Source organism: Mesotoga sp. Brook.08.YT.4.2.5.2. (assembly GCF_003351125.1).
Taxonomy (GTDB): domain Bacteria; phylum Thermotogota; class Thermotogae; order Petrotogales; family Kosmotogaceae; genus Mesotoga.
Window position 1 is genome coordinate 23,509 of the sequence record NZ_JPGZ01000005.1, and the last position, 19,136, is coordinate 42,644.

The following is a 19,136-nucleotide window of genomic DNA, read 5'->3' on the forward strand; positions in this document are numbered from 1 at the left end:
GCCGTTCTCTGAGAAGACCGGTTAGAAATATCCCATCGGCGATGAAGTGATTGACGCCCCTCTCGAGAGCTCATCATTACCCGCATCATCTCTTTGATGCCAAATCATTTTGCTTCTTAGTTCCAGAATCAGTCATCACTATCAAATAGACCTGACTATGCGAATATCTACACTCTTGTTCTTTAGCCCCCCGCTTGAGCACCTTATCATTCAACACATCATCTTCTTTGGAGTTCGATCATCTCGCTTCTTACTTCCAGAATTGTCATCATTAGCAAATGAACCTGGCTATATGCTCTTGATCTACAATCCCAATTTGAGCGGGGCGGGTGTTTGCGGCCTGAAGATCCGCTTATCAAAATACGCTGCACGCTGAGTGTTGTGAAAAGCCAAGAAGCAAAAACAGAGACTGGCGGGGTCCTGACGTCTGTCCCGTTTTTTGCTATCTATCTTCAAAGGCCAACACCCTCCGCCACTGCGTGGCCCTCCTCCCTCAAGGGAGGACTTAAGATCAGGATCATCAAGAGCCAAACGCAGCGTAATGCATCATAATCAAATCTACTCAAGAGAGAGCGCACAGCGTACCTTGCTGAGGGAGAAGGAGTATCATATTATTCCTCACTAACTCCCTAACTAAAGATAATAATGAGTCTCTCGAAAGAGGACTCAAAAGCAAGGTCGTTCTGAGAACCTCACATGCCGTCATGCTTAAGAGATCCGTCCTTGGTCCTTCGTCAAGACCATGAAACCGTCCTTCGAAGAACGGTTCTTCGTTCCGACGCCACGCGTCCAGGTTCTTCGTAAAACTGAGGTCAGAGGACAGAGATGAGAGGTTGGAAGAGCGATAAGATCTTGACTCTCTAACCTCTAACCTCACCCCACTCCCACGATCTCTCCATACAACGGTCCCGCGGATACTCTATCTACTTTGATCTTAACAGATTTGCCGATCAGTTCGGGTTGTGCTTCGTAGATGACGATTTTGTTGTTCATTGTTCTTCCGTAGATCTTGCCGTTTCCTTTGATCTTGCCTTCGCCGATTACATCTATAACTTTGTCAAGATACTTCTCGTTTTCTTCCCTGTTGATGTGTTTTTGCAAAGCGAGAAGATCATTGAGCCTTCTAGTCTTCACTTCTTGTGGAACATCATCAGCCATCTTTCTTGCAGATATCGTGCCTTCTCTGGGTGAATACATTGCCAGGTTGATTCGTTCAAATCTGATTTCCTTCACAAGCGAAACCGTTTCTACGTACTCCTCTTCTGTCTCCCCGGGAAAGCCGATAATAATATCACTGCTCAAGGTTGCATCAGGAATTCTTGTTTTGACACGTTCGATGAGATCTAGATAGTACTCTCTCGAATAGCCCCTGTTCATTGCTTTCAAGATTCGATCGCTTCCCGACTGAACGGGCAAGTGGATGGAGCGAGATATCTTTTCGGATGAAGCAATTACTTCAATCAACTCGTCGCTGAAGTCTCTTGGGTATGAAGTGAGAAACCAGATTCTTTCAATTCCATCTATCTTCGTCGTCTCTCTTATAAGCTCTGCAAGTGAAGACCCATCCTTCAAGTCCTTTCCGTATGAATCGACATTTTGTCCAAGGTAGGTTATTTCTTTATAACCTTCAGCTACAAGTTTTCTTGCCTCGGATAGGATGTCTTCCATTTCCCTGCTCTTCTCTCTTCCTCTTGTATATGGCACAATACAGTAAGAACAGAATTTGTCGCAGCCAAATATTATGGTAATCCAGGCGTGATGCGAGCTAGTCCTAATTCTAGGAGTATCCGAATCGAGTTCATCGATGAAGTCGCCCATCTCTATGAATCTCTCGCCCGACTCCGCTCTTCTGAGCAATTCATCTACTTTCGTAATCGAGCGTGTCCCAAACACGAAGTCAACCTCTTTGTGAGTAAGCAGTTCGGTGGCATTCTTCTCGGCTACACATCCGCAGACACCTACCAGAAGTCTCCTATTCTTCTTCTTAAGCGCCTTCAGTTGGCCTAGTTTGCCGTACAGCTTGTTCTCAGATTTGCCTCTTACGGCGCATGTGTTTACGATGATTGCGTCTGCTTCTTCCTCATTGCCTGCAATCTTGTGACCGGCGTCAGAGAGAATACCCATCATAGCTTCTGTATCGTTCATATTCATCTGGCAACCGAATGTCCTGAATGCTACTTTCAAGTGATCACTCCTAATCCGATATCATTGATCAGCTAAATTGTACCGCATTAAGTTAGGACGAGAAACCCCGGTATGTTACCATTCTAATGTGTCTCTTTGTACGAAAGTGCAAGCGAAAAGTCTCTGGATAGAGACTATCGGCTAAGAGCAGCATCTGAATTCAGGCAACGCTACTGGAGGTGCGAAGTGTTTTCGGAAGCTTTTAGGATAGCAAGTCAGTTCACAAGACCGGTCATAGTTCTGACGAGAAGCGGTACGGGCAAGGTGTCCGCAACTTGCGGGACCTTCATGATACTTAATCGAGAAGGCTGGATAATAACAGTTGCTCACCTGTGGCAATCGTATTTCTTATACAAACAGCAGCAGACGAAAAAGGAAAACGATCCGGAGAAGAAGATTGAAAATCATTCGTTTTGGTGGGGTGGAGATGGAAAGAGCCTGAAGGATATAAAGCCATTCCCAGAGTCCGATCTAGTTGTTGGTAGACTTGACCCGTTCGACCCCTCTGAGATCATGGAGTATCCCGTTTTCGTGACACCTGAGGAAATGAGTATTGGAACTAGCTTGTGCAGGGTCGGTTATCCCTTTTCTAGAATAAGAGCCTCCTTTGACAAAAAGAACTCCAGATTTTTGATGGACAGCAAGAGCTTGCCTTCGCTCTATCCGATTGAGGGAATATACACAAGAACCGTAGTGGCTCCTGCATTCAAAGAGGCAAAGAAGATTGCGAAATTCGTTGAGACCTCTTCGCCAGGTCTTCTTGGCCAGAGCGGCGGGCCAATAGTGGACATGAAAGGGAAGGTCTGGGCAATCCAGAGCAGGACGGTTCATCTGCCGCTGGGCTTCAGCCCGAAACTCAGAAGAGGCGGAAAGGAAATTGAAGAGAACCAGTTTCTCAACGCTGGTTGGGGAGTTCACATAGAAGAAATCCGTGAAGCCCTGCGCTACACTAATAAACCCAAATAATCGTTGATATTCTAGGGTACCCCGCTTTGTTGAATAAGATGACAACATGGTAAAATATCTTAATAGCAGGTATTCTGAAATTACATATTTCCTTCAAGGAGTAGATTTCTGTGAAAAAGACCTCATCAGTTTTACTGGCTATTTTGCTTGTTCTTGTGGTTTTCTCAACCCAAGGTTGCTTTCTTTTTCGAAACGTAACTCTGTCAATAGAGAATTCTGAGCTATCCATTGGGATCGGGGAGTCAGAACAGATTCAGATCAAGGTGAAACCCGAGGATGCTACCGTGAAGTTCTCTTCCAGCAATGAATTGGTAGCGACAGTTTCAACTTCCGGAATGGTAACAGGCGTTTCTTTAGGAGAAGCAGAGATTACGATCGAGGCTACCAAAGACAAATACAAGAGCGCTTTGAAGAAAGTCAGCGTTCAAGTTGTGGGAGAAGAATCATTTTCCGTAACGTTTTCAGTGATTGATTCATCCGGAGCCGTGCAAGGAGCGAACGTCACTTTCAATAGTGAGACAAAGACCACAGACGCGAGTGGCAAAGCAGTGTTTGATGGTGTGTTGGCGGGGAACAAGGATTACACTGTGAACAAGGCAGGCTACAACGAAGCTATTGGAAGTGTTAACGTGGATGAGGACAAAACTGTAGAAGTAACTCTTGAAAGGAAGACTTACATTATCACTGCGACAGCAGGAACCGGAGGAAGCATAAGTCCGGCTGGAAATGTCTCCATCGAGCATGGGGCGAACCAGACTTTCACTATGTCACCTGCTGTGGGTTATAGCGTAGAAGATGTTCTTGTAGATGGAGAGTCGGTTGGGCCAAGATCTACTTACACCTTCAATAATGTGACTTCAAATCATACGATATCTGTTAGTTTCACGACCTTACCTCCCGATACATACACGGTGACCTTCAATGTGAGCGATTCGGAAGGAGCATTGCAAGGAGCGAACGTCACTTTCAATGGCGAGACAAAGGCGACGAATGATGAGGGGATGGCCGTTTTTACTGGGGTACTTGCGGGAAGTAGAGCGTACACGGTCAGTAAAGAGGGCTACAATAACTCAACCGGAAATGTAAACGTGGAAAGCGACGAGAGCGTCGATGTCACGCTGACCAAGAAAACCTACACAATAACTGCGGGCGCAGGAAGCGGTGGAAGTATAGATCCTACAGGTGAAGTGATAGTTGAGCACGGATCGAGCAAGACATTCACTATGAGTCCTTCAGATGGTTACAGTGTGAAGGATGTTCTTGTAGATAACGAATCCGTTGGGCCAAGAGCTACTTACACTTTCAACAATATAACTTCAAATCATACGATATCTGTTAGTTTCACGACCTTACCTCCCGATACATACACGGTGACCTTCAATGTGAGCGATTCGGAAGGAGCATTGCAAGGAGCGAACGTCACTTTCAATGGCGAGACAAAGGCGACGAATGATGAGGGGATGGCCGTTTTTACTGGGGTACTTGCGGGAAGTAGAGCGTACACGGTCAGTAAAGAGGGCTACAATAACTCAACCGGAAATGTAAACGTGGAAAGCGACGAGAGCGTCGATGTCACGCTGACCAAGAAAACCCACACAATAACTGCGAGCGCAGGAAGCGGTGGAAGGATAGATCCTACAGGTGAAGTGATAGTTGAGCACGGATCGAGCAAGACATTCACTATGAGTCCTTCAGATGGTTACAGTGTGGAGGATGTTCTTGTAGATGGAGAGTCGGTTGGGCCAAGATCTACTTACACCTTCAATAATATAACTTCAAATCATACGATATCCGTTAGTTTCAAGACCTTGCCTCCCGATACATACACGGTGACCTTCAATGTGAGCGATTCGGAAGGAGCAGCTGTTCAAGGAGCGAACGTCACTTTCAATGGCGAGACAAAGGCCACGGATACCGAAGGAATGGCCGTTTTTACTGGGGTACTTGCGGGAAGTAGAGCGTACACGGTCAGTAAAGAGGGCTACAATAACTCAACCGGAAATGTAAACGTGGAAAGCGACGAGAGCGTTGATATAACACTCATCAGACAAACCTATACCCTCACAGTGAATGCTGTCGGAGAGGGGACGGTCACTAAGAATCCCGACAAGGCAACATACACTCACGGAGAAGTCGTACAGTTAACAGCCAACCCGGCTGAAAATTGGATTTTTGCTGGCTGGAGTGGAGACCTAAACGGCTCCGCGAATCCAATAAACATTACGATGAACACAGACAAAACAGTGACAGGTAATTTCGCAAGAGTATATACGGTAAGCTTCAACGTGAGCGATACAGGTGGAGCAGTTCAGGGAGCTAACGTGGCCTTCAACGGAGAAACCAGGGCCACGGATGGCCAGGGGAAGGCAGTTTTCACCGGAGTTCTTGCCGGCAGCAAAGCCTATACAATTACTAAAGAGGGTTACAATAACGCCAATGGAGAAGTCAACGTCGATGGTGACAAGGCCATAAACGTTACCCTCACCAAGAAGACGTATACTTTTACAGTGAACACCGTAGGCAAGGGGACGGTCACTAAGAATCCTGACAAGGCGACCTATACACATGGTGAGGTAGTTCAACTGACTGCAAACCCGGACTCTGGCTGGAATTTCGACTCATGGAGCGGTGATCTTACTGGATCGACCAATCCGGTAAACATAACAATGAATGAGAATAAGACAGTTACAGCGAATTTCAGCGAGATAACTTACACCATAACCTTCAATGTGAGCGATTTGGAAGGAGCAGCTGTTCAAGGAGCGAACGTCGCTTTCAATAGTGTGACAAAGACCACAGATAGTCAGGGGAAAGCCATATTCACGGGCGTCACAGTAGGTGAAAAACAATATAGAGTGAGTAAAGATGGCTATGGCGATGTCTCGGGGAGTGTCATTGTTGATTCTAGTAAAAGTGTAGATGTTGTTCTGGAGAAAAGGCCTATGATTGAAGTGGTAGACAAAACCTTCTCAGTGAGCGAGCCTCTTCCAATATTAATTAGGGCTCAGAATCTTGGAGAGGTCAATCTAATTGAAGTTGTTATCCAGTATGATACTGAATATTTTGATGCTTCGTGGTTCTTCTCTGTCAGGTTGTCGAAGTGGCAGCCAGTTTTTAAAGATCCTGGCAACGGTATTATTCATATAGGACTTTCTCCTAATGAGGGGGCCACGAAGCTCATTGATGAGTTAACTAACATACTATCAATAGAGCTAACCCCGAAAAAAGCCGGAACGACAGAACTTGCATATACAAGTTACACTTCTGAAGGTGGTGTTCCTTTCGAGACGAATATTATCACCACTGGAGGGATAAGACTCAGCGGTTCAGATCTGATACTTGATGAAGGTAAAATAACCATCACAAACTGATTCTTTGAGAGGCGATGACTATGAATCGAGCAATTAAGATCTGCCTGATTTCAGTATTTATCATTTCAATCATCTCGTTGACCGGATGCATAAAGCCAACATTCCAGGTTGTGGTACAGATAACACCGGCTGGCGGAGGCAATGTGACAGGGAGCGGAAGTTACAAGAAGGGTGAGATGGTTACATTGAACGCGATTAACTCCGAAGGTTATCGTTTCCTGCATTGGAAAAGCGACGATGCTTTCCTTACAGACCAGAACCCATACTCTTTTAAGATTACGAGTAATGCCAGTCTGGAAGCAGTTTTTGTTGCTGACGCAGGCGAAATATCGATCGAAGACGCCAATTTTGTTGTTGATGAAGAGGGCCACGTAAAAATAAATGGAGTTGGGCTTGGGGCAGTGAATCTGATTGAAGTCGTAATTGATTATGACCCTAATGTTCTCAGCTGGGAAGGTAGTAGTTGCAGAGTAGCCGGTTGGATAACCATTGAAAAGAATCCCTCCCCTGGAATAGCCCATATAGCCATATCGGGTGTGTCAACCCAAATAAACGAAGAGAAAGAGTTAATTCGTATGTATCTTCTGCCTAAGAAAGCAGGAATAAGCGATATCGAATTTGCGACCTACGAAAGTGAGGGTGGCGTGTTTTTTGAGACAAACTACATCACCGCCGGAGGGCTGAAAAAGACTTACCCAGAACTGGGGCTTAAGAAAGGTGTAATAACAATAAATGAAAACTGATTCTGAGAAATTCAATGATGGGGGCGTGCGACCATGAAAACATTCAGAAGTTTTGTTTTTGTGCTTCTCATGGCGATCTTACTTTCCGGTTGCTACATCAAGCTTTATGAAGAGAACGGTTTGGAAACAAGGTTAGATGGCAACGACATGGTTTTCATACTAAAATCGGAAGCTGATGCGATTGAATTGTTAATTGACGAGACGATAGATTTCTCAAAATTACTTGTACCTGATGACTATCTGAAGATAGTCAAGTATATCGATGAAAGTACTCTCATCGCCCTTGCAAGAGGGTCAACGATGAACCAAGGTGAAGAGGTACTGAGAATTGAAGGACTTACAGAAAAAAAACTTATTACTTCGATCAAGATATGGAATACCCAGGATATTTACCATGAATCAAACGGAACGGAACCAGAATTGCTGGGCGATTTCACAGGAGATGGTCAGGTCGAGGGATTCGATTTCATACCCTTTGCTCAGAGCTATGGAAATGCGCTTGGTTCTCCAGGTTATGATGCAATTTACGACATGAGCTCGTTGGGAAATCTTGCCAGCAAAACATTTTCGGGAATTTGGGAGAAGATATATTCTCAGGAAGGAGTGCCTGACGGAAAGATCGATGGGCCAGATTTCATTGTCTTCGCCAACAACTACGGCTTCGCCAATCCATATCTCGGAACATGGACGTTCACCGGAGCAATTGATTATGAAAGTTCTTCATTCGGACAGGTCGATGCAACTGGAGAAGGTACTGCAACTATTCAGTCTTCAAATTTCAACTTCGTTGGAAGTGTAACTATGTCTTTTGAGGCCGATTATGAGGACGAGAGTGGAAATCCCCTTCATTCAGAGATGACCACAACGATCAACAATGTCAGTTTTAATTTCGATAACCTTGTAATGACAATTGACGCAACTGTTGAAGATCCCACAGGTTCAGGCAGTACATACGATGTTCAGTTGAGAGGTTCATTAAGAACCGACGGGAATGCAGTCTATGCCGAAGTACCTTCCGGGGATATCTATCTTCTGAATCCCGAAAGAAAAATCGGCACTTGGTCTGGAAGCAAACAATGAAACTTCATTTGAGAAGGTGAGGATTTTGAAGCGAGTACTGCTTCTATTAGTTGTTCTAATGATACTTCTGCTATCCGGGTGCATTTTCAAGTCAAATCCCGCCGGTTTTGTGGAAGTTGCCGGCGCCTGGTCCCTCTCGGGAAGGGTTATCTACGGTGAGACCGACGTATCGGGTACAGGAACTTTATACGTAACGAAGCAGGATGGAAGCTCCTTCAGTGGTACCGGATGGTACTTTGTCCTCAGTGCACCTGTAGAAGGAACAGTCTCCGAAAGACCCGAAAACTATCTTGTAATGCATGCAACGGTTACTTATGGTGATCAAGAAAGGACAGTCTACTTCACAGGACATGTTAAGGAATCCGAGAGCAAGGTCTCAGTCGAGGATGGTGAGATCTTCCTTGATAATCTTACGAAAAATGTCGGCACGTGGACTGGAGAGAGGACAGTCGCACCGTGACAGCAGAACTTAGGCCCGTTATTTCCTCATGGTTACCGTGTTTGCTGCAGAATATAAGTAGCAGTTGAGTATTCCTCGCATGTTTTCCCATGATACTTCGTACGCTTCTGATTGGGTTCGCACTTTGGAAATCAGATAGCTCAAAACTGGAATAGATAGTGTTCGTTCTTACTGTCTCCTTCAGAAACGCTACCCCGCAGATCTAACTGCTTCGCGTCTTCGAGCAATAATCCATTTGGTACAGGAACCTCGATATTTACAAAGAATCCTTCTGGCACCAGAACTGTTTTCACAGCGCATTCACTTCATGAACTTCGGTACCGCGACCCCTACACAGTCTTCACGATTTTCACGTAAATCTTGATGAATAATCAAAAGTACGGTAGAAAATTCCCGTGTGTTTCTCTTAGAACCTGCTACAAATCCCGAGGTTTTTGGTCCCTTACGCCAACTTTCAGCAGAAGAGTCAAGTGTAATATCTTCCTTAAGTTAAAATTTACAATTCAGTCTTAGTGAAAGTCTGCAGCGATTAAATACTCATTCGTACGTTCTTAGTTATAGACAGACTTACTTGCATCTCCCTTAATGATGTATACACGAACAGAACACTTAGTACAAAGGACAGCGTAAATTGCTGAGAAATTCAAGCAGATGATGATGTCTTTTGTTGTGATCATAGCTATGATACTTATGTATGAAGCGTGTATAATAAAACTGTACTTGAAGTTACTCGCCATCGTTTCGGAGGAGATCCTATGATTAGATACAGGAATGCAATTCTAATGAGTGCTTTACTTTTCATAGCGTTGATATTCAGCAGTTGCGTTCCCAGGATTCAGTGGTTTACTGTTGAGGTTGTTTCTGAACCGGACACAATTTCGATTGCCCTTCTAAAAGATATCGAACAGGCGAATTATGAAGCTTCGGATGTTCAGAAAACACCGCTAGTTCTTAACCTAAGACCCCAGGAGACTGTAGTAGTCAAAGTTATAGATGAAGAACCACTTGAAGAAACCGATGTCGTTCATGTTTTTGATAGCTGGGCTGACGGATCTGTAGCCAACCCAAGGGTGATTACGGCGGATTCAAACAAGAAATTCGAAATCAAGACGAAGAAAACTGTAAGAGTTTCTATTACATCAAATCCGAAAGGTCTTGTTCAAATCGAAGGAAGCGGTTTCTACCCTGTGGATACTGTACTGACACTGGTAGCTCCCGGTGAAGTCAGTGAATATCACTTCTCCCATTGGAAGGTCAATGCAATCGCTGATTACAATCACGAACTGACCATAAAGCTTGATTCTCCTGTCATGATAGAGGCTGTGTACGAAAAAGAGGTTCTTAGGGCCCTCAAAGTTGAGACGGAGCCGAAAGGACTAGAAGTTACCATAGATGGCAAAGAGGTCGGCAGTCCTTATGTTGCTGAGGTTGAAGACGGAGCCTCACGTACAATTGGATTCGTTACTCAGGAGAAGGATCTCAATAGCTTAGTTGGTGGTCCAGATACTCGGTATTCCTTCAAGTCATGGACTGATCAAGATAGAACCAACCCCAGAAATGTGGTTATGAAAAGCGATCTCTCTCTAGTAGTGGTTACAGGAACTGAATACCTTGTTCAGGCTTCAACGGTTCCTGAGGGAATTGCTACTCTGAAGGATTCAAACTGGTTTGCAAAGGGATCTTCGATTTCCTTCGAGGCCCCGGTGGTATCCGGCTATGAGTTTTCGCACTGGGAAGTGAACGGTGAGCTTATAGATGGCAGAAGCCTAGCGCTGATTGTTGACTCTCCCAAAAGAGTCACTGCCCACTATGAACAAAACGGGTATGTTTTTTCCGTCAACACAGAACCCTCTGGACTTGAGGTGAGAATCAATGGAGTGACGAAGACTTCTCCGGCCTCCTTTTCGGGTACTCATGGTAGCTCTGTGACTGTCGAGATTCCGGGTCCGCAGATGATGGATGGATCGGAGTTCGTCCCTGGATTCGATACTCGCTACACATTCAGTAAATGGAGTGATTCCAATACAGCCAATCCGAGAGTAGTCTTACTAGAGGCAGATATGGAGCTTTTCGCAAATCTAAAGACAGAGTATCTTGTGCAAACGGCTACCTATCCTGAAGGGATTGCAGAAATCCATGGAACTGGTTGGAAAGTCAGAGGTTCTTCTTTTTCTTACGAGTCAAGTGATTCAATCGGCTATAACTTTTCACACTGGGAAGTGAACGGTGAGCGCGTAGATGGAAGGATAATCGTCCTGGAAACGAACAGCCCGATGATGATTGTTGCGGTCTATAAGAGCAAGGAAGAGTCAACGCTTGAGGTTCTATCAGATCCTTCAGAGTTGGTCTTTAATCTCAATTCCGGAACCTATTCATCGCCGAAAAGTTTCGTTTTTGAGAAGGGCACTTCCGTTCAAATCTCATTCCCTGCTTTGCAGGAGAAGGACATAGATGCGGAGTTAGTTGGAAACGATACTAGATACATATTCTCAAAATGGGCAGATGGATCGACAACAAATACAAAGACCTTTGAACTTGGAGCCGATACGGGGCTAAAAGCCATTTACACGACGGAGTTTCTTGTAGAAGTATCATCTGAATTTGCTCAGATTGATGGGAGCGGCTGGCACAAAAAGGGAAATGTTCTTAGTCTTACGGCTCCAGAGGTATCGGGTTTAAGATTCACAGGCTGGCTAGTTAATGGGAGTACAAAAGAGCAAAACCCCGTAGCAGTGACGATTGACTCGCCCAAAAAGGTCGTTGCAGTGTACGAGAAGATAGAGGAAACAAATAAGACTCTGAGAGTCTCGACAACTCCTGAAGGACTTTTGATAAAGCTCGATGACAAACAGATTGTGTCACCTTTCGAGTTAGTTGCTGAAGAAGGAAGCACACATTCTTTCTCGGTCATTTCACCGCAAGAGAAAGACTTATCGAATCTTGTTACGGGCACAGATGTAAGATACGTGTTTACCTCCTGGAACGATGGGGGGACTTCTGTAAACAGAACGGTGGAGCTGGATTCAGACTTCTCCTTTACTGCGAACATGAACAAGGAATTAAAGGTAGAAACTGCGACTCAACCTTCAGGTTTAGTTGAGATAAGCGGCTCAGGTTGGTACTCTGAAGGTACCAATATCTCGTTAAAAGCAAGTTCAGTGGCGGGATATAACTTTATGTACTGGATCATCAACGGAGTTAATGCAGGTGACAGTACCTCTATCGAGTATGTAGTAGCCGTGCCTCTTTCAGTGAAAGCCGTCTACAACTCTATTCCTGTTGTATCCTTTGAGAATGTGAGCATTGCCAAAGGAGATACACTGAGATTAACTCTTTCCGATTATGCAAGCGACAAGGATGGCGACAGCCTAGAGTATACGCTTCTTAGCGGGCCGGGGTCGGTATCAAAGGGAATATACACAGTTGATTCTTCAGTGATCAATGCGGGAAATTACGACATATCAATCCGAGTAACTGATGGCAGAGGTGGATCAGTTACAGGGATGTTCACTTTGACCGTTACCGAAGAGAATAGCGCGCCAACTGCTCCAAATACGCCGTTCCCTGTTAGTGGTTCGGTCGATCAAGAATTGAGCCTAACGCTCTCATGGGAAAGTGTGGATCCAGACGGCGATCAGTTGGTCTTTGATGTTTACTTTGGAACCTCTTCTGATCCAGCAAAAGTAGCCACGGGCATTTCTTCCGGAACCTGGCAGACCGGAGAACTAACAGAGGGAACAACCTACTTCTGGAGAGTAGTTTCAAGAGACACTAAAGGAGCCACTGCTGAGAGCTCTCTTTGGTGCTTCATAACCAGGGACAGCGTTCCTGCTGACGGTGTGGACAAAGTTGGCCCGGTCTACACAGGAGATGTGCTCTTGGTTAGTAACGAGAGTGAAAGTGGAACAAGCAGAGCATTCACTGGAACTCTTTCTGAAAGCTTCCTCCCGACCTCTTTTACCACTGCTGGCAATCTCGAACGAGAAGCATATATGGTCAATCCTGAGATTCCGCTTCCGTATGAGGCTTTTCCAGAGAATATCGCTTCTCCATCAGATACGTTTGAGTTGGCTGGTGTAGGCGATACAAGATCATTCTGGGTCCTAAACTTTGCGACGAACAAGTATTATCAGCTTACGGCGACACTGCTGTACGTCGGGCAACACTCTGAGGTTTGGGTAGAGAGCACTGACGTTATTACGGAATCAAAAGCTGCAGAATTGGGAAGTGAATTTGACAGCGCAATTTACCCGCTGGTAGCCGAGTATTTCTACACACCTTCCGATGTAGATGGAAACGGAAGGGTTCAGATTCTCTGCTTCGACATACAGGACAACTTCGCGACGACGGGAGCGTATGTGGGCGGCTATTTCTCTTCTGGAGACCTTTTCAACATCAGTAACTCAAATAGAGCTGAGATATTCTACATAGACACATATCCGACGATGCATTACCCGAAGGACAAACATGTGGATGTTTCAAAGGCATACTCCACTCTTGCGCACGAATTCCAGCACATGGTGAATTTCAACAGAAATTACCTGGTAGAAGGCGGAGACCCAATGCCTTCCTGGATAAATGAAGGTCTTTCGATGGCAGCTGAGCATCTATATAGTGGTGTCCTTACGAGAAGGATCTCCTACTACAACTCCTCGACGAATATCCAGAACGGTCACTCGTTGGTTTATTGGGGGGACAACAACGACACATTGTCGAACTACGCGTTGTCATATCTTTTCCTGCAGTACATACGAGCTCAGGTGGGAACTGAGAGTGTATACAAAGATATCCTCCTGGATAAGAATAACGGTTCGGGGGCTATCACAAATGCTTTAGCCAAATATGGAATGGTTAAGACACTGGGAGAAATAATGACTGATTTCAGACTGGCTCTTCACCTGAAGAATCCTACAGGTCCGTATGGCTTTATGGATGACTCGGACTTCGATGGTATAACTGAGAGACTTTATACAGGTTCGGCAAAAGAGCTAAGAGGAGGATCCGCGATCTTCAAGAGCATTTCCGACTCATATATAGAGCCAGGCGATCAGGGATCAACTATTCAGTATGCAGGAATAAGCGGGTAGGTAGCTAATACAAGTTGAATAGAGCAAAGGCCCTCAACGAGGGCCTTTGGCGACAGCTTTCGGAAGTGCTGGATATCGAGTTTACTTGTCTGTTTACTGCTTGACTTCAACATCCAAGTGGATTGCATAATATCTTGCAGGACTTACAGAAATCACAAGATCCGAACCTTTTATTGTCATTTTTCCCGGAGCTGGACTGCTAGAAGGCAGAGAACCCTCTGCATACCCCTGAATCTTAACGGGGTCAGAAACACTTTGCAACCGCATGTTCGGTCCCAAGACTATCGTCAGTTTGCCATTCTTATAGGTAACAGAAGCTCCTTCAACTTTTTTCTGACCTGCATAGATATCTTGAGTAGAAGGCCCCTGCGTGTCGAAGTAATACCACCACGTTGCCCCAGCTCCTGGATGATAGTCTCCACCCCAGGCGGTCTCTTCCTTCCAGACTTGGGGATCTGTGGGAGTAAGCTTTATCTCGACAACCGCATCGTCCCAGAGTTCATCAGTCCCGGTTACAAGAGTTGCCGTGTTCTCAAGTGTGAACTCCTGCACTTCGCAAGGCAATACTGCTTCCAGTATCAGGTTCTGCTTGTTTGAACTCAATGCACTTATGAGAATCACATCACCACAGCCTGGAAGGAAATCTTCGTCTGCAGTATCAATAATGGTTTCAACGAGCGACTTGTCCCCATCCGGGACATCTGGGTTGAACATAGTTCTCCACGAGCTCCAGTTAATAGAACCTTCCATTATCGTCCATATGGCAATTTGAATGTGCCTGTAATCAACACCCGGATAATCACCGTCTCTGAATCTGTTTAGAATATAGTTGATCCTGGCCATCTGTGTACTTGGTGCGCCACCCTCGTAAACGTCCAGTATTGTGTATGGACCTTCAATACCAGGAACATTTACCTCTGTGCACCAACCGGGGTATGTTCCTTCCATGTAACCCGAAACTGTTGCACTTATGTAGGAATCTAAGCCCATTACGTAAGTAATTCCACCTGAACCGTCGAATGAGAATTTTCTCAACGTGATCGAGAATTGTATAACTGCAGAATCTGTCAGCTCCATCGGGAAAGGCAATGGGTCGGGGTCGGTACCGACTATCTGGAAGCCTTCAGGAATATACGTGAACTCATCGTCCAGAGTCGCAGTTGCATTTGTTGAGGTACTGTTAGTGATCTGGAGCATCGAACTGTAGGAATCATCTGCTGTGTTTGCTGGTGCATCAGCCGAAGCTACTACAACTATTCTGTGTTCAGCGGAAGCATCTACTGGTGTGAAGAGTGAAGGTCCGAAGCCGTGAACAGTGGACAATCCGGATGCCAAATTGCCGAGAGAGACTTGTGGAAGCGTCTCAATAGTGATCCAGTTAGTGCCATTGTAGTATTGGAGTTCTATGAGCAGTTTCACATTCTGAGCTTCACTCAGGCCGCTATTAGTAACCGTTACGGCCCCTTGATAAGAGTGCTCACTAACATCTGATTCAAGTGTCCTCGTTGCCGTTATTGTGTAGTCGATTTCCTTTTCGAATTCATCCACGTCGTAGGTTATAGAAGTTGGATTAACTTCCTTGTCTATCTCCCATGAATATAGCTTGCTTCTATTCCAGAAGAATTCAGCTTCAACTTCAGCTTCTAGTGTGACTGTATCTGGTACGATTATAGTCACTGTCTCGTCGTCAGTATCATATTTTGTATCTGTATCTTTACCAAAGATATCTGCTATGTTGTGCAGATAGTACTGGCCTGGGACAGCGCCTGTGTTGCTTACTAAAACAGAGTAAGACTGAGTCCAACTGGCAGTTGTCGCTTGCCAATCTCTTTTAATATTCCCAGAAAGAGTGAGTCCTGCAACCGAGAATGGATCAAAAGCATCCTCTACATATGCGTTCTCGTCTATTTCGGTCAAAACAGGAGTTGGTACTGTCTGAGTTGTTTCAAGAGAATCGGAGGCGCCGTCTATTGCATTTACTACAACCTTGAAAGGAGCAGCGTAGGCTCCGGGATTGAACCCCTTAAAGGAATATGGAATAGTCTGTTCGTTCCCAGGTGCGAGAGAAATAATTATCGTATTATAACTCTTGATTGTACTTCCGTTGAAATCTTTAAGAACTATCGATACAGCTATATTGCTGAGTGTAGTATTGCCTGTATTGGAAACAGTAGCTACACCGGTAAGGGTTGCTATGTTTGTCTCCTCAACAGACCTGGTAGCCACCAGGGTGTAATTGAAGGTACCGGAATCACCCGTACCTAGAGTCAGACTCTGAGGGGTAACACTCTTGTCTATTATCCAGCTGTACTCCTTAGTCTGATCCCATTCCATGTCATGTTCGTTCGCTATTTCCAGGTCGTTGTTAGCATCTACCTTAATAGTGACAGTCTCATCATCTCTATCATATTCATCGTCAGTATCTTCACCGTAGATAACGGCTGTGTTGTGTAGAGAGTATTGACCTGGAGCAGCAACCGAATTGGCTACTGAGACAGAGTAGGACTGAGTCCAGCTAGCAGTTGTCACTTGCCAATCTCTGTACTGGTTGCCCAGAAGAGTAAGTCCGGCAACCGAGAATGGATCAAAAGTATCCTGTACATATGCGTTCTCGTCTATCTCGGTTACATTAGGAGATGGCACTGTTTGAGTTGTTTCAAGAGAATCGGAGGCGCCGTCTATTGCATTTACTACAACCTTAAACGGTGCCTTGTACGAGGTAGGATCAAATGTGAAGGAGTAAGGGAATCCCTTTTCTGCTCCAGTTGCCAGAGTAGCTATTGTGTCGGTGAAAGTACCTATCTCCACACCGTCTGCATCTTTAAGAACTATTTCGACATTTATGTTTGTAAGAGCTACATTACCCGTGTTAGTAACAGTGGCAAGGCCTGTTAGAGTTGCGATATTCGTCTCTTCCAGGGTCCTGGTTGCCAGAATGGTATAGGCGAAGGTGCCGTCTTCTCCTTCATTCAGTTCTATACTTTCAGGTACTGCGCTCTTTTCAATTTCCCAGCTGTACTCCTTAGTCTGATCCCATTCCATATCATGTTCATTCTCTATATCCAGGTCGTTGTTTTCCGGAACTAGTATCGTGACCGTTGCGTCGTTGCTTCTTTCTTGCTTCGTGTCATCTTCAACGAGAGTTACTGTGTTTGGAACCTTGAACTCCCCTGTTTCAATATCCTTATTAAATACTTTAAATGTATAGGTGGTTGCCGCCGTTGTCTCTGAAAGCAGCCATGGCCATACGTAATCAGAATCAGGCGTAACATCAAATCCTACTGGTACCATGTATGCATCGTTCACAGTGGCTGTCATATCGTACTCAGTAAGGTTAGGCGATATCGGACCGGCAAGAGCCCCAGTATTGGTCTTAGATACTACGCCGGAGACAACCTCTGCCTTAACCCTATAATAATAGCCAGTGACAAATGAATAGCTTGAGAAATCGAAGCTTTTCGCAACTTTATCTCCAGGAGCCAGGTCAACTATCGGTTGCGTGCTGGTTTGAGCAACAGCAAACGTCCCGCCGTCACTGGACTCCAGTAAGCTTATTGTAAGTGATACTCCAGAAGCTGTGAGGTTTGAGGTAAGAGAATTCCCCACTTCAACTGCCCCTGTGTAGGAGAAAGTATCAGCTGCATTGTTAGTTAGTGTCCTCGTTGCATTGACAGTATAGGTAACATCTGCATCTTCCCCAATACCCAAATAGATAGTCTCAGGGGACACGGACTTTTCAATTTCCCAGTCATACTCAATCTCCCTGTCCCATCTGAAGAAACCTGTAACTGTTGCTTCAAGAGTAAGAATATCTTCCTGGGGTTCGGGTGTGGAAACCAGTACTCTTGCAAAGTCTTCTCTCTTGGTCAAAGTGTCATTTTCAGTCAAGGTCGCATCGTTTGTCAGAGTATAACTTCCAAGAGGAGCATTAACATTTGTGATGACAATTGAATACTTCTTGGTTCCACCGCTCATATTGTTCAAAACCCATGGGGAAACACTCCAAGGCCATGTGCCTGTATGATCGACCGAGAATCCGAAATTCTCGAATTCAACAAGATTTCTCGGCATGTCAATTACCGAAGCACTTTCATCAACGAATGTCTGTGATGAAGGCGAAATTGGAATTAGATGATCCTCAAAGTCATCCACGATTTCTGGCCAATTATCAGTTGCTTCTGCCAGAATTCTCACTTCAGAATAGTCTCCCGGATTGAATTCAAAAGCGAATGGCTTACCGATACCTGCCAAATCACCAGCAGCTATTGTAGTGTTTGAACTGGTTTCAATAAGAGTCTTTGACTCAACCTCAACCCAGCTCCCTCCATTCTTTCCCAACAGAATGGCCTTAAGACCAACCTGATCTGCTTGAAGAGACCCTTCGTTGGTCATAGTAGCGATCCCTGTTAAGGTGTATGTGTCAGTTACCGCAGGGGTGAGTCTGGTCGCGGTCAATGTGTATTCAACGCTCGCAGAATCTCCTTGCTTGAGGTTGCTGATTACTTCCGGACTGGCCTCCTTAGTTATCTCCCAATCGTAATCAGTCACTCTTGAAAGATCAACTTCGCCTTCAACATCTACCTTGAGTATCGGTCTGAGTTCTACGACAGGTTCGGTATAAACAATTGCGAAGTATATACAAGGGGCAGTTATTCCTATCTGAGAGAAGTATTTATTTTCCTTCCTCGAAGCTTCTGCATAAGCTGAGAAATAGATCTTGGTTGTGTTGGCTTCTAACGACTCCAAAGAAATGACAAATTTGGAAACCAGTTCACCTGGATTATGAATGTTGTAATTGGGGAAAAGCTTTGGATTCAATAACCAGCTCCCAGGGCTCCTTGGCAAGTCAGCGACTGTTAACGCTGTTGCTACGCGAGTTTCATTTAGAAGCCAGCCGTCTTCAGTCGCCGAAAAATCGATATGTAGAAGTTTTCGATCGTTATCAACCCAGTAGTCTATCCTTCCAATTACAGTATCTGCTCCAACAATCAGGTTCGCACTATAAACACCGTTTGATGATTGAGCAGCAAATATTACGTCCTCTGTAGCATCATTGGGTGGAACAAGCCTTTCGATTTCAGTCTTAGGTACCATACAACTAGAGATTATCAAGATCGTAGAAATAACTAGCAGCGCAAATGAAAGTTTCCTCATATCCTATACCTCCTATACTCTTCCACCCCAAAGCTCTCAAAATAACCGAGAAAAAAATGATAAATTGAATTACTTCTTTACTATTATAATT

At 44.9% G+C, this 19,136-nt stretch carries 9 protein-coding genes; 6 read left to right on the top strand and 3 right to left on the bottom strand.

From position 1 onward, the window contains the following. Positions 1-873: 873 nt before the first annotated feature. Positions 874-2,184, bottom strand: a complete 1,311-nt coding sequence (miaB, locus tag Q502_RS00730; protein ID WP_099829041.1) for a tRNA (N6-isopentenyl adenosine(37)-C2)-methylthiotransferase MiaB — start codon at positions 2,182-2,184, stop codon at positions 874-876. Between the two features lie 186 nt (positions 2,185-2,370). Here miaB and Q502_RS00735 point away from each other — a divergent pair, with 186 nt between their 5' ends. From Q502_RS00735 to Q502_RS00755, 5 genes are all read left to right on the top strand, one after another. Beyond that, positions 2,371-3,150, top strand: a complete 780-nt coding sequence (locus Q502_RS00735; protein WP_099829042.1) for a trypsin-like peptidase domain-containing protein — start codon at positions 2,371-2,373, stop codon at positions 3,148-3,150. A gap of 110 nt (positions 3,151-3,260) precedes the next feature. Continuing rightward, on the top strand, positions 3,261-6,521 hold the full coding sequence (locus Q502_RS00740; protein WP_165775333.1) for an InlB B-repeat-containing protein: 3,261 nt from the start codon (positions 3,261-3,263) through the stop codon (positions 6,519-6,521). A gap of 20 nt (positions 6,522-6,541) precedes the next feature. Beyond that, positions 6,542-7,264, top strand: coding sequence for an InlB B-repeat-containing protein (locus Q502_RS00745; protein ID WP_099829044.1), 723 nt, complete (start codon positions 6,542-6,544; stop codon positions 7,262-7,264). 33 nt (positions 7,265-7,297) lie between these two features. Beyond that, positions 7,298-8,344, top strand: a complete 1,047-nt coding sequence (locus Q502_RS00750; protein WP_099829045.1) for a hypothetical protein — start codon at positions 7,298-7,300, stop codon at positions 8,342-8,344. Positions 8,345-8,369: 25 nt separating this feature from the next. Then, on the top strand, positions 8,370-8,804 hold the full coding sequence (locus tag Q502_RS00755) for a hypothetical protein (RefSeq protein WP_099829046.1): 435 nt from the start codon (positions 8,370-8,372) through the stop codon (positions 8,802-8,804). A gap of 140 nt (positions 8,805-8,944) precedes the next feature. On the opposite strand, the gene Q502_RS14250 is transcribed toward Q502_RS00755, so the two are convergent. Beyond that, positions 8,945-9,097: a hypothetical protein gene (locus Q502_RS14250; protein ID WP_165775334.1), complete on the bottom strand. Its 153-nt coding sequence runs from the start codon at positions 9,095-9,097 to the stop codon at positions 8,945-8,947. A 462-nt stretch (positions 9,098-9,559) separates the two neighbouring features. Between Q502_RS14250 and Q502_RS00760 the strand changes: the two genes are divergently transcribed. After that, positions 9,560-13,891 (top strand): InlB B-repeat-containing protein, encoded by a 4,332-nt coding sequence (locus tag Q502_RS00760; RefSeq protein ID WP_099829047.1) that lies wholly within the window; start codon positions 9,560-9,562, stop codon positions 13,889-13,891. A 93-nt stretch (positions 13,892-13,984) separates the two neighbouring features. Here Q502_RS00760 and Q502_RS00765 read toward each other — a convergent pair whose 3' ends face one another. Then, positions 13,985-19,045, bottom strand: coding sequence for an FxLYD domain-containing protein (locus tag Q502_RS00765; protein ID WP_102819233.1), 5,061 nt, complete (start codon positions 19,043-19,045; stop codon positions 13,985-13,987). Positions 19,046-19,136: the final 91 nt, after the last annotated feature.

Bases quoted from the DNA above. Each gene is read 5' to 3' on its own strand.
- Q502_RS00745 (WP_099829044.1), top strand. From the start codon at position 6,542: ATGAATCGAGCAATTAAGATCTGCCTGATTTCAGTATTTATCATTTCA.
- Q502_RS00750 (WP_099829045.1), top strand. From the start codon at position 7,298: ATGAAAACATTCAGAAGTTTTGTTTTTGTGCTTCTCATGGCGATCTTA.
- Q502_RS00760 (WP_099829047.1), top strand. From the start codon at position 9,560: ATGATTAGATACAGGAATGCAATTCTAATGAGTGCTTTACTTTTCATA.
- Q502_RS00765 (WP_102819233.1), bottom strand. From the start codon at position 19,045: ATGAGGAAACTTTCATTTGCGCTGCTAGTTATTTCTACGATCTTGATA.